The following is a 12,479-nucleotide window of genomic DNA, read 5'->3' on the forward strand; positions in this document are numbered from 1 at the left end:
GGTCTGTCTTATAAATTAAAGTTAAGGCCAAACATAAACGTTCGCGTCCGTGGGTAGGTCTGGCGGTTATCAATTCCCGGAGTCAGGCCACCTAAGCCCACCTCGGGATCAATACCTTTATATTTCGTCAGCACAAATACGTTGTTCATCGTTGCATATACTCTTAGGTTTTTAATCGGTATATTTTTCATCGGTATCGTATAGGCCAACGTAACATAAGCCAAGCGCAGATAGCTTCCATTCTCCAGGTAACGATCGGATAGGTAATGTGCATTGATATCCGTCATGCGCTCGGTTTCCACAACGCTGGCAAGCACGTTTTTCTGCCCAGCATTACCAACAACGTTTGAATGGCGCGCACGTGTAGCGTTCATAATTTTCTGTCCAAAAGCACCTTGGAACATTCCGTTTAAAGAAAAATTCTTATACGAAAAGCTATTGTTCCAACCCAGTGTCAACTTGGGCTGTGGACTTCCCGTCACAGCCTGATCTTTCTTCTGTGGCGTTGTGGTTGTTTCGCCGGTACGCTCGCCCGTTTTCTCATCTCGGGTATAGAATACCGACACTCCTTCATCGTTGTAGCCGGCCCATTCCCAGGTATAAAACTGACCTATAGGTGCTCCCGGTGTCAGCCTCTGCTGAAATACATTGGTCTGCCCAGCGCCACCGAGATCCGACAATTCGATATAATCCTGCGTAAACTGCTCGTTGGCAATGCTCACCACCTTATTGGTGTTGTGTGATAGCACCAATCCGGTATTCCATTTGAAATCCTCTTTATCAATGGCCTTTGCATTCAGACTCAGTTCAATCCCCTTGTTCTCAATTTCACCAACATTGGCAGTCAGCGTTGGATAAATATATTTCGATTTGCTTACCTGATAATCATAAATCAGGTCACTCGTTTTCTTTTTATAGACCTCCAAAGACCCTGTCAGGCGATTTTTCAGAAATCCGAAATCCAGGCCTAGGTTAATCATACTGGTTGTTTCCCATTTGAGGTTCGGATTGCTATTGCGCAGCACCATCAAAGTACGTAATGGGCTTACCTGGCCATCGGCACTTACATAATCGAAAAACTTGGATGAGGCACCACGTACAGACTGCGCTGTAAATGCGTCAAAGCCCAATGAGTTGCCACTCACCCCGAAACCTGCACGCAGCTTTAAGTCATCAAAAATTCCGGTTTCACGGATGAATGATTCCTCCGAAAGGCGCCACGCCGCAGACACCGAAGGGAATGTTGCCCAACGATTGTTGCTTCCGAAAGCCGAGGAACCGTCGCGTCTTACCGTTGCCTGTAGGAGATACTTGTTATTGTAGGCATAATTCACACGGCCATAAACAGATATCATACGCAAAGTGGAAAGATAATAGTTCCCAAAGCCCAACAAATCAACTACATTGGCCATACCCGGATTATAATAACTCAAATCGTCACTGTAATAATCGGAAGTCGTCAATTGAAAGCCATCGTTATTGTTGTTCTCCTCCCATGAATAACCTGCCAGTGCAGCTACCTTATGTTTTCCGGCGAATGTCTTTTCATAACTCAGGTTCATTTCCATCACTTTCCGTTCATCTTCTACCGCGGCACGGATAGATTTGCCATTCTGACCACGTGCTGCCATCGAAAACATCGAGTAGTACTGTGCATTGTTAAACTGCCTGTTTTGCAGCGAAAGATCAATAGTATAGGTTAACCCGGGCAAGATCTCATAGCCCAGTTTTGCATGCGCCTGGAGCACCTTAGTTTTAGAAAAATTTGTATTCTCTTCAATTAAGGAAAGTGGATTGGCATATTGCGAACGGTCGGGTTTTTCAAACCAGGAACCATCGGTATTTCGTAATGGCGATACAGGTAGGTAATAATACATCGCATCATACACGCTGAGTCCCTGATCCAAAGCGAGCACATCATTCTGCTTGGTGATACTTGCGTTGATATTGAAAGAAGCCATCAGCCGGTCATTCAGCGCCTTGGTCTGCAAAAACGCTCGAGCAATCTGCCGCCCCATATCAGTCCCTTTGATAACGCCATTGTTTTTAATGGTATTGAGACTGATGCTATACTGTGTTTTTTCTGCTCCTCCAAGAATGGATATATTATGGTTGTTCGATATCCCTGTTCGCTCCACAGCTCTTTGCCAATCGGTATCTGCTCCCAAGTCGTCCGTTGGTTCCATCGAAAATCCATTATCATTGACATAAGACCGGTATTGCGCCGCATTCATCATCTCATAGTGCTTAGCCACTTTATCGATCGCCAGATAGCCGTTGTAATTGATATTGGTCTGCCCTGATTTCCCACGCTTCGTTGTAACGATAATAACGCCATTGGCCGCTTTTGAGCCATAAATTGCGGTCGCTGAGGCATCACGAAGCACGTCAATAGAGGCAATATCATCGGGCGCTACCAAAGCCAGCGATGCGCCCGGAACCCCATCGATCACATAGTAGGGTTCCATCGCTTCTCCACTACGTAACGTTGACGCTCCCCGGAGACTAACCGAAGGCGTCGCATTGGGATTACTGTTGTTGCTCGAAATCGTCAGGCCGGCAACTTTCCCCTGCAGCATCTGTGCTGGCGAAGTAAATACGCCGACGTTCGCATCTTCCGCTTTGATGGTGCTGATGGAGCTCGTCAGATCCTTTCTGGATACACGGCCATAACCAATGACGACCTCATCCAGTTTAACCGCACTCTGCTGAAGTTTCACACTCAACGACAAAGGCTTTCTTGCTTCAATAACATAACCCGATAACGTATCGGACTGAAATCCTACAGCCGAAAACACAAATCGATAGCCTGCATGTTCTACTAAATTCTGAAAATGGAATAGCCCCTGGCTATTCGTACTGGTGGTCACACTTGGACCTCCATTGACCTGAATAGCCTTAACGCTGACTCCAGGGAGAAACTCGCCCTTTTCATTTTGTACAGCTCCTTTCACTTGTTGCTGCTGCGCATGTACATGGGTAAGTCCAGCGGAAAGCAACGCAAAAATAAGCAGGTTCTTTTTTTGTGGATTTTTCTTGTTGAGCATATCTGTTAGTTGTTTAGATGTTCAGTAATTGTATTTTCCTGTTTGTATAGCGTATAACTTCCATCCGCATTGGCGACAAAGCGCAATTCATTGATCAAGCAGATTGTTGTCAAGATATCCTTCAATGAATCGTGATGTACATCAATCTCACCTGTATAATGGATGGCGGCAATACCCTTGTCGCCCAAATGGATCTGTTTTTTAAATGCAGTTTCTAACGCCTTTAGCACAGCAGGCATTGGTGTATTTTTCAGATTTAACAAATCCGGGGCAGACAGATCAGGCATGTTCAATGGTTGTTTTTTATTGACGGCTTCAATTCTTGTTGCACCCCGTGAATCAACTGTCAGCTTTTGGCCCGGGTCAGCTAAAAAAATCTGTTTGAAACCGTTTGTAAGCGAGGATACAAGCACCTTACCTGTATGTAATGCCACAGTCACAGCCTGACGCTTCAATTTGGTATTAATGGTAAAGGATGTACCAAGCGCCGTTGTTTTAGTCCCGCTGGCAAACACCGAAAATGGGCGTTTCGGATCCGATGCTACATCAAAGTAGGCTTTACCGCTAAGTTCAATATCACGGGCATTGACAACAAAATTTTTCACATAGCGAATATGGCTTTGTGCGAACAACCGCACATGGGATCCATCGGGTAGATCCAGCGTTATACTATAGGGATTTTTATTTTCTATTGAAGTCCAGACTGTATCTTGATGCGCTATAACTGGTTTAGCAGCGAACCGCTGAGCATCTGGCTGTACAACTGAATCTTTTGTCCACCAGGTAACAAAATGGAAGGAAAAGAAAAAGAGAACTGCAGCTGCGGCACTGTAGCGCAGTAGCGTTACCAAACGATACCGATGTAATGCCTTTCGATCCTGCGCTTTTTCCTGATTTTGAATGGCAGTCTGTATAAACGTTTTCATCGTTTCAGTAGGCACAGGCTCCTCCATTGCTGTGCTATCAAATTTCTCCCAATCTTCGTCCTTGAAAAGTTCGTTCACGAGGAAGGGCATTTTCCAGATCTTCTTTTTGATCTGATGCTGCTTTTTATCATGCTTCATACTCCTATTACGCAGGCCAGCACGACATCCCTTAGTTCTTAACAATTATTTAATAAAGGGCGCCGATACTTAACATAAAGGACTTATAGCATAATGGAATAGAGATGTTGTTTGAGTTGAAGAAGTGCTTTACTGATATGCTGTTCCACGGTTTTTGTGGAAATTGAAAATTGAGCAGCAATCTCTTTATGGGAAAGACCTTCTTTACGGCTCAGTTCAAAGACCTTCCGACGCATCGCCGGCATATTCTGGATATCTTTTTCCATCATACGCAAAAGGTCTTTATTTTCAATTGCCCGGATCAGACTATCGGTAAAAGGTGTCACCGCTGTCTGCCCTTCGTATTTGAAACGTGTAGCCTCCTTGCGCAGCAGATCGATCATGACTTGCCGCGCCATACCGAAAAGCTGCAACAGAATACTGAGCTGCTCGTCGAGCTTCTCCCTTTGGTTCCAGAGTTTGATAAAGGTCAGCTGCGTTACCTCCTCTGCAATATAATCCGATTGCGTACGCTTGAGTACAAAACCGTAAATCTGTCGATGGTACTTTTCGTATACGAGATTGAAACTTTTCTGATTGGAAGATTTGATAGGCTGAATGTGTTCCATTGCGCTGTCAAAAATAAAAGCACAAGGTTTCCTCAGTATTAAGTTAAGATCAATATTAAATTAAACAAATTGAATATATTACCTTTTCAATTAGCAGAATTCATTTCTAATTGTACAAATTTTATTATAAAACAAGCAGAAATCTCCCTATAATTGCAGTCGGGAATATTTCATTTCATAGTGAAATCCCCAATCAGACATGACCATAACCGGTAAAACGTTATGCTATCAGCAACATGTCTTATCAATAATTATATGAAATAACGATACGATGAAAAGGAATATCTTTTTTATTTTAATATGCTTTGTATTACTGGCTAACCTGGCCATCTGCCAAGAAAAAGACGTCGATTTTAGCAAAGCCTATATTGCCCAAAACGACGGCAAGACAACTATTGAAATCAATGAGGCACAGGAACTCATCTATATTATCTTTGCGATAACTGACTTTGGTAAGGAAAATCCAAACATGACCAAGCAGAATACGGCGTATTTTGAAGAGGTCAAAGCACATTTTACCCCATTTTCCAATCTGCCTATCGTAAAGAAATTTGACCAGCAACTACGAGCGAATCTAACGAACTATTTCCTCTTAGCGGCCAATGTATATGGCTTTAAATTTAAAAACGACCAATTAGTACCTACAAACATCTATATTTTTCCAGCGAGAGGAGTTGGAAATTATCAGGTGAAATCAAATCCTATCCCCGCTTACAAAAACGACCTGGAAGAATTCGCCAGAAAGAGCGGATACCGGGCATTCTACAAAGAGCATCAAGGCTATTACGACAGCCTTCGTACAGCATATCAGGAATATGCTTCCATTGCCGAGCAAAAAGAATGGTTAGAAAAGAAGTTCGATTATACAATCAATAGCTATCGTGTATTGACTTCCCCTCTGATTGCCGGGATGAATGCGACTCACACCTTCAAGTACAAAGGTTTCAAAGAAATTTTGCTTTTTTTACCCACCCTCCGCGAAGACGAATCCTGGAGCCCAAAATTCAAAAAAGCATTCAATACACGCATTATTTTCACGGAGATAGACCACAACTACGTAGGTCCATTGAGCGAAAAAAACAAAAAACAGATTGATACAATATTCAACAATAGAGACTTATGGGTAGATATAGAAAACAAAAGTACAGTTCATTATCCAAGTCCGGTAAAAGTATTTGATGAGTATTTAACTTGGGGACTTTTCATCTTATATTGTTACGACAAGTTTGGAGATGATCATGATCTTTTTGGCCAGATTGTTGAAAACGTCAACGATATGATGGTCAATAAAAAAGGATTTCCCAAAGCAGATGAATTTAACGCCGAATTGTTCCGCCTGTATAAAGACAATAACCCGAAAGATATTCAGAGCTTATACAAGCCACTGCTGGACTGGTGTGAGAAAGAAAATTAGCGCCATCCCGATAATATTTAGTAAATTAAGGCTGAGAAGGAAATAAGCCGCCAGAAATGTGAATGTATACGACCATAAGGAATCAGCATAGCATAAGGGGATGATCGTCGAAATATATTTATACACAATACGTACGGAGAAACAATTATGAACATTAGATTTATCGGTTCTGGCAGTTATATTCCATCCCACAAAATAGCCAACGCAGACTTCGCCGACCATCTTTTTTTGGATGAAAATGGGCTGCCGTTCAAGGAGCCGGCTTCTGTCATTGAAAAATTTAAGGCAATCACCGGCATTGAGGAACGCCGTTACGCCGATCCTGACCAAGTGGCTTCAGACCTTGCTTTCCTAGCTGGTCAACGTGCCATTGAAGACGCCGGTATAGCTGCTGAAACATTGGACTATATTATTGTTGCACATAATTATGGCGATGTGCAATCTGGCAAAATCCAATCGGATACTGTACCCAGTTTAGCAAGCAGGGTGAAGAAAAAGCTCGGGATCAGCAATCCAAAATGTGTGGCTTATGATCTACTATTTGGCTGTCCTGGTTGGAACGAAGGCGTATTGCATGCCAACGCTTTCATAAAATCAGGTATGGCAAAGCGCTGTATGGTCATTGGCGCAGAAACGCTTTCCCGTGTTATAGATCCTTTTGACAGAGATTCGATGATCTATGCGGATGGCGCTGGCGCTGTAATCATCGAAGCCACTACGACAGAGCAAGGGCTCCTATCACATGAGAGCGCAACTTATGCGCTTGAGGAAGCGAACTATATCAATTTCGGAAGCTCTTATCAACAAGAGCAGGACCCCGATATACGGTATATTAAAATGAAAGGGCGTAAAATCTATGAGTTTGCACTCAGCAAAGTTCCTTTGGCCATGCAGGCTTGCCTTCAAAAAGCGGATATCGATATCGCGGCAATCAAAAAAATACTGATCCACCAGGCCAACGAGAAGATGGACGAAGCCATTCTGATGAGGTTTTATGCACTATACGGTACAGTACCCCCGCCAGATATTATGCCAATGACCATCCATACATTTGGAAATAGCAGTGTGGCAACTATTCCTACGCTCTATGATCTTATTGCCCGTGGTCAGTTAGACAATCAATCCCTGCAAGAAGGCGATATCATCCTATTTGCATCTGTTGGCGCAGGTATGAATATCAATGCTTTTACTTATCGGGTTTAATATAATTTTACGACTACATCGTGTAGCTATTATGCTAACACAGAGCCTGCATAGGATTTATTTCATAAAAAATAACAAAACACTGTATATATCAATATTTTATACTTAAATTTGTATTATAATCGGCTCCGCCTTTGCTTATCTGAAATCGTCAAGTTATACTTACCGCTCAGTTTTCGCATTTTCAGAAGCTTTTTTGTTAGCAAAACGGAGATAAAGACCTTTTTGGACTTGAGTCAATCCAAGATCATTAAAATCAGATCCTATTTCTTGCAAAAAATCGATTAACTATTGTTCATATTCATTTATCACAATAGTGCAGTACAGATTACTTTAATATAATTTATAAAACAATGCAAGAAGGAACTATTAAATTCTTCAACCAAACAAAAGGTTTTGGTTTTATTACGCCTGCTGGTGGTGGAGACGACATTTTCGTACACGTATCTGGTTTAATCAACGAAGTACGTGAAAATGACAGTGTAACATTTGATGTAGAAAACGGTAAAAAAGGCGTTAATGCAGTTAACGTACGTATCGCATAATTAAGTAAACACACAAGAAGATAATTTATTTATCTTCTTGCGAAGTGTAACGGGCAACCGTTACACTTTTTTTTATCCATTTCATACCCAAGTACCGCAAAAAATCGGACGATTTATCGGTCTGGCACATGAAAGACTTTTTACAATCCAGCCAACATCACTTCTTCCTGTCGCAGAAAATATGGACTGCTATCTTTGAATCTCCAGCGCTTTCTGGAATACTTTCTGATGATATCAGCAACAACATCATCGGTGAGCTCATGCCCCTCTAACGTCGGAAAACCCTCCCAGCGTACAATGCCATCCGGATCTACTAAAATACAGTGTGGGATTCCCTGTACTTCGAGCTGTTTCTTCAACTTCGCTTTCGTATCGATCGCTGAGAAATAATCTATTTTAATCTCCTTCGCCTTTTTAATGACCTCTGCTTTTTCATCTGAAAGGCCAATGATCACAAGTTTATCACCATACTTCTTATGCCATTCATTGAGTTCAGGAATTACTTTCCGGCAGGGACCACACCAAGTAGCCCAAAAATCAATAAGGATAAACTTACCCTTTGTATCAGGCACATCTGTGAGCCACTGCTCCACCTCAAGTTTTGGCGCCTTTTGATTCAAAATTGATTTTGCCCACAATTTCTTATTGTTGTTGCTTTCCTGCGTATGACCGATTACATGGATCAGGCAAAGCGCAAATAATAAGAAAGCTTTTAGGATAAATTTTACATTCATAAAACAGCTTGTTTAGTTCCCCTAATTTATGGATTTTTTTCCACAATCATTTCATCCTTTCATCCCACACATCGTCTTTTCAAAGACACCTTAGCGGCCTTTATGAGGTAAAACAAAACCTATACTTTTAATTGACATAAAACACACAATACACTGTATATAAATAATTAGCATATTTATTAAAAACACAACAACTCTAATTTATTTGCTCTACGGCTCATAATTTTCCGAATGGAGCCAGTCCGACATCCCTATAAAATAACAGCGCACCATCGACATTTCCACTGCAAAAACCAGAGTCTAATCCATCCTCACAAAAGCCAAATTGAGGCGTTCAGCACACAAAAACAACGAAGTGAGCCGGCCCTTGATCCCATTCGTCAAGATAATGCACAAGTTGACCGCATTCTCCTGTAGCAAAGTGTAGGATAGCCCAATTTACAAACACTGCTTTCGGAAATCAAGACACTTCTTTAAAGCCTATTGAGTACCTATGTATACGGCTGACAAACTGGCACAATATCAAAAATAAAAAATAATAAATCTATATTAATAAGACATTTGACCTAGTTAATATAAACAGATAGTTACACATTGTTCTCTTTATAACACATCAACTTTACCCATCGGATACCATCCATCTGTAGTTCGCCTTGCGATGGCAAGATGAACTTTTGCCTGACCTGTGTTAAAGTTTCCTTTTTCGGCATCATAGCTTGGTAGGCATTTTATTGCGTCAGGAGCCCAGCTTACCCCGGCCAAAGTGTCTTTCCTAAGTTTATACTTGCCGTACGCACCGATTTATTTCTTCTTATCGATTTATTTCTTTTTATTTAGTATTTAGCGATAGAAAAAGCAACATCGAAACCGATATTGCCATCATAAGTACTAACCTGGGATATTATCTACATACGAAAGGGGGAATTACATACAAAAGGCCAAGAAATTATCTTGGCCTAATGCAACATATTATTTGGGGTGTTTTCGTAGCCCTATATTGCAAAAATACTGCCGAAATTAGAAACTCACAGCCATTAGCTTATTTTTTCTAAAGACTTTATGCTGCGGAAAAATAAAAAAACGGCTAAAATCACTTATTCCGCGGCAACTGGGCAAGTACAGTTTGCAATTCAGCAGAATTTGTAGCGCCCTGGAATAACAGACTGTCCTTTGTCCTAAAATCCAAGTAGGTATTCTCTTCCACCCTGTAGCCACAAGGGCCACAAACAGAGGCAGATAAGGAAATGCTTATTCGGCGTGGTTTACAACAGCAAACCGAAGTGTTCCTTGAGCGCTGTACGCGCAGCATGATAGCCACACATGCCATGCACCCCACCACCCGGAGGTGTTGATGATGAACAGAGATAAATCGTGTCGACCGAGGTTCGGTACGGATTTAGAGCCAAAATGGGCCTGCTGTACAGCTGCGAAATATCCATAATACCGCCATTGATATCACCACCGATGTAATTTGGGTTATACTCTTCGAGCTCCATAGGAGAAAAGGTATGCTTGGCCAGAATGGTTTCTTTAAAACCCGGTGCAAAGCGCTCAATCTGATTTTCGATCGCTTCGGTATAATCTACCTTACTACCATTAGGAACATGGCAGTACGCCCATCCTGTATGCTTGCCTTCGGGAGCACGACTGGAATCAAACGCACTCTGTTGCGCAAACAGCACAAAAGGCTTATCCACTTGCTTCCCAAGATGGCTCCGCTGCTCGCTTTCGGCAATTTCGGCGTAGGTATTTCCCAAATGTACTGTAGCGGCCTGCTGACAACGCAGATCTTTAAAAGGCGTCTTTTCTGATAATGCCCAATCGACTTTAAATACCCCCATTCCCTGCCTAAAGCCTTCGAGGCGTCTGCGGTAGCCGCTAGCAAGACCTATCCCTTTGAGCTGCAACAACTGCTTGGGCGTGATATCACAGAGTAGGACTTTATGGGATGGTAGATCGCGAACATCCTCTACCCAAAAGCCCGTTTGGATCTCCCCACCCAACGATTGATAATAGCCTAACAGCGCATTGGCAATGGATTGCGAGCCGCCAATCGGTATCTGCCAGCCATATTTGTTGCCTACCGCCGCAAGCACAATGGCAATTGCAGAAGTTGTCCAGTTGTCTAGGGGCTGAATTCCATGAGCCGCCATCCCTGCCCATAAAGCCTGTGCCTGCACCGAAGTAAAGCGCTTTGCTGTCCAGCTTGCCGGCTGAAGTGCATCCAGCCCAAACGAGGCTAAAGACAAAGGATGCTTCGGAAAGGATAATGGTCCCATAATATCGGCCGCAAGGCGCTCCCAATCTGTCACGACCTTTTCCACCAGCTTACGATACCTTTCACCATCCGTCCCCAAACCCTTTACCATTTCGGCAAGACTATGGTAAAGAATTCCCGTTTCCTCTTCGTCCAATGGGTGTGCTGCCGCATACTCAGGCTTAACAAAAGATAGCCCAAATGCTTCCAAAGGTAAACTCCTGAAAAATGGCGATGCCATAGCCATGGGATGAATTGCCGAACAGACATCATGTTTGAAACCCGGAATTGTAAGTTCCTGGATTCGCATTCCCCCACCGATTGTATCGGCACCCTCAATCAGCAACGTGCTCAGCCCCTGCTGCTGAAAGGTAATCGCTGCAGCAAGTCCATTTGGTCCCGAACCAATAATGATTGCATCAAATTTTCGCATAAGCTAGTTTTTAATCACTCCTAGTCGCAGCCTGTATTGGGTTGTTCCTTTTTTGAGCGCTTTGACGAAGTAGAATCGGACAACGATTTGCTATTATCCTTTTTTTTACCTGCAGATCCGCAGGAGACTGTAAATGTCGTTAAAACAAACGCTAAAAGTCCAAGATTGATTATTTTTTTCATATGTTATCCATTTAATTTACGATAATGTTGACACCATGTATCCTTATGGCTTTTTCAACTACTGATTCCCTTACTACAACTTATGCCCATGGATACAAACTTTTACCTGCATTGAAAGTATTTATTTTCCGGGCCGCACCCATCTTTAGAACTCATATACAATCCTATCAAACAACTTTATAAGAAATATCATTTATATAATATGTTCATCCAAAAAATAGGCGCGATACCGTTGTTTTAGCTCCTGTCGCTGTGTACTATCGAGCTTGATTTTCGGATCGGTCTGTGACACGACCGTAGAAACAACCTTATGTACGCCTTTACCTTTTTCAATAAATAATACCGTCGGCGAAGAAATCCGTTTAATGGAATCAATCCCCACAGCTGTATAAGGATTTAGGATATCGTGAATATTGAGGTAATAAATAGCCGCCTTTTCCTCCTGGGCAAATTCCAGCAGCGGCGTTATGGCATTCCGAAACCAGGGACAGCTGGGCCATCCAAAAAGGACAATACCGTTTTCAAGCTCCAGCACATCCTGTTCGGTCGCATAGACGATCCGCGGATTGTCGGGAATTTGTACCGGCACTTTGTTCGTTTTATTCAGGCTTTCAAGTTCCCGTTTAAAACGAACTCCATTACAAACGCAAAAATCAATAATCCGATAGCAACCAGCAAAGTGCCTACCCGGGTGGGATTAAATATCCTTCTGCCATTCAGATCGGTCGGAACGGCAACAGCCATTCCCCAATGTCCACCGAGCAACCAGAAAAAATGCAACAAAGCCAAAAAAATAAAAATAGTGGCGATAACGATTGAAAGTACAAACTCCATAAGGTAAATATAACGTATTTTAACTTGCCTGTGTCAGGGTTTCTCCTGAAAGAGGCAAGTTATGCAGCAGCAGGAATGCGAATTATTAAATAAACAATTCATAGCATATCTTGGAAAAAGTCAGTAGGACAAAAAAAGTAAAAATAAAATAACCTCAG

Annotated in this window: 11 protein-coding genes; 3 read left to right on the plus strand and 8 right to left on the minus strand. The window is 42.3% G+C overall.

What is annotated here, in order from left to right:
- Nucleotides 1-8: 8 nt before the first annotated feature.
- From L1283_RS11715 to L1283_RS11725, 3 genes are all read right to left on the minus strand, one after another.
- On the minus strand, nt 9-3,047 hold the full coding sequence (locus L1283_RS11715; RefSeq protein WP_145330196.1) for a SusC/RagA family TonB-linked outer membrane protein: 3,039 nt from the start codon (nt 3,045-3,047) through the stop codon (nt 9-11).
- A gap of 5 nt (nt 3,048-3,052) precedes the next feature.
- Complete coding sequence (locus L1283_RS11720; protein WP_145330194.1) at nt 3,053-4,111, minus strand: FecR family protein; 1,059 nt, start codon at nt 4,109-4,111, stop codon at nt 3,053-3,055.
- Between the two features lie 83 nt (nt 4,112-4,194).
- Nucleotides 4,195-4,719: an RNA polymerase sigma factor gene (locus tag L1283_RS11725; RefSeq protein WP_120336057.1), complete on the minus strand. Its 525-nt coding sequence runs from the start codon at nt 4,717-4,719 to the stop codon at nt 4,195-4,197.
- A gap of 271 nt (nt 4,720-4,990) precedes the next feature.
- Here L1283_RS11725 and L1283_RS11730 point away from each other — a divergent pair, with 271 nt between their 5' ends.
- The 3 genes from L1283_RS11730 (at nt 4,991) to L1283_RS11740 (ending at nt 7,881) form a co-directional block, all read left to right on the plus strand.
- Nucleotides 4,991-6,133 (plus strand): DUF4932 domain-containing protein, encoded by a 1,143-nt coding sequence (locus L1283_RS11730; RefSeq protein WP_286831557.1) that lies wholly within the window; start codon nt 4,991-4,993, stop codon nt 6,131-6,133.
- 147 nt (nt 6,134-6,280) lie between these two features.
- Nucleotides 6,281-7,336, plus strand: coding sequence for a 3-oxoacyl-ACP synthase III family protein (locus L1283_RS11735; protein ID WP_429626116.1), 1,056 nt, complete (start codon nt 6,281-6,283; stop codon nt 7,334-7,336).
- Nucleotides 7,337-7,689: 353 nt separating this feature from the next.
- Nucleotides 7,690-7,881 carry a cold-shock protein gene (locus tag L1283_RS11740; protein WP_070566486.1) on the plus strand — a complete coding sequence of 64 codons (192 nt, stop codon included), beginning with the start codon at nt 7,690-7,692 and terminating at the stop codon, nt 7,879-7,881.
- Nucleotides 7,882-8,021: 140 nt separating this feature from the next.
- Here the strand turns inward: L1283_RS11740 and L1283_RS11745 are convergent, their stop codons facing one another.
- The 5 genes from L1283_RS11745 to L1283_RS11765 form a co-directional block, all read right to left on the minus strand.
- Complete coding sequence (locus L1283_RS11745) at nt 8,022-8,615, minus strand: TlpA family protein disulfide reductase (RefSeq protein WP_145330188.1); 594 nt, start codon at nt 8,613-8,615, stop codon at nt 8,022-8,024.
- Nucleotides 8,616-9,877: 1,262 nt separating this feature from the next.
- Complete coding sequence (locus L1283_RS11750) at nt 9,878-11,305, minus strand: phytoene desaturase family protein (protein ID WP_145330186.1); 1,428 nt, start codon at nt 11,303-11,305, stop codon at nt 9,878-9,880.
- Between the two features lie 20 nt (nt 11,306-11,325).
- On the minus strand, nt 11,326-11,487 hold the full coding sequence (locus L1283_RS11755; RefSeq protein ID WP_153847574.1) for a hypothetical protein: 162 nt from the start codon (nt 11,485-11,487) through the stop codon (nt 11,326-11,328).
- Nucleotides 11,488-11,680: 193 nt separating this feature from the next.
- Nucleotides 11,681-12,076, minus strand: a complete 396-nt coding sequence (locus L1283_RS11760; protein ID WP_145330183.1) for a hypothetical protein — start codon at nt 12,074-12,076, stop codon at nt 11,681-11,683.
- A 14-nt stretch (nt 12,077-12,090) separates the two neighbouring features.
- A complete protein-coding gene (locus tag L1283_RS11765; protein WP_070566495.1) occupies nt 12,091-12,321 on the minus strand; it encodes a DUF3995 domain-containing protein in 231 nt (76 codons plus the stop codon).
- Nucleotides 12,322-12,479: the final 158 nt, after the last annotated feature.

The organism is Sphingobacterium sp. HSC-15S19, assembly GCF_050433745.1.
Taxonomy (GTDB): Bacteria; Bacteroidota; Bacteroidia; order Sphingobacteriales; family Sphingobacteriaceae; genus Sphingobacterium; species Sphingobacterium siyangense.

Coding starts and splice junctions, on each gene's coding strand:
- L1283_RS11715 (WP_145330196.1), bottom strand. CDS start 3,047: ATGCTCAACAAGAAAAATCCACAAAAAAAGAACCTGCTTATTTTTGCG.
- L1283_RS11720 (WP_145330194.1), bottom strand. CDS start 4,111: ATGAAGCATGATAAAAAGCAGCATCAGATCAAAAAGAAGATCTGGAAA.
- L1283_RS11725 (WP_120336057.1), bottom strand. CDS start 4,719: ATGGAACACATTCAGCCTATCAAATCTTCCAATCAGAAAAGTTTCAAT.
- L1283_RS11730 (WP_286831557.1), top strand. CDS start 4,991: ATGAAAAGGAATATCTTTTTTATTTTAATATGCTTTGTATTACTGGCT.
- L1283_RS11735 (WP_429626116.1), top strand. CDS start 6,281: ATGAACATTAGATTTATCGGTTCTGGCAGTTATATTCCATCCCACAAA.
- L1283_RS11740 (WP_070566486.1), top strand. CDS start 7,690: ATGCAAGAAGGAACTATTAAATTCTTCAACCAAACAAAAGGTTTTGGT.
- L1283_RS11745 (WP_145330188.1), bottom strand. CDS start 8,615: ATGAATGTAAAATTTATCCTAAAAGCTTTCTTATTATTTGCGCTTTGC.
- L1283_RS11750 (WP_145330186.1), bottom strand. CDS start 11,305: ATGCGAAAATTTGATGCAATCATTATTGGTTCGGGACCAAATGGACTT.
- L1283_RS11755 (WP_153847574.1), bottom strand. CDS start 11,487: ATGAAAAAAATAATCAATCTTGGACTTTTAGCGTTTGTTTTAACGACA.
- L1283_RS11765 (WP_070566495.1), bottom strand. CDS start 12,321: ATGGAGTTTGTACTTTCAATCGTTATCGCCACTATTTTTATTTTTTTG.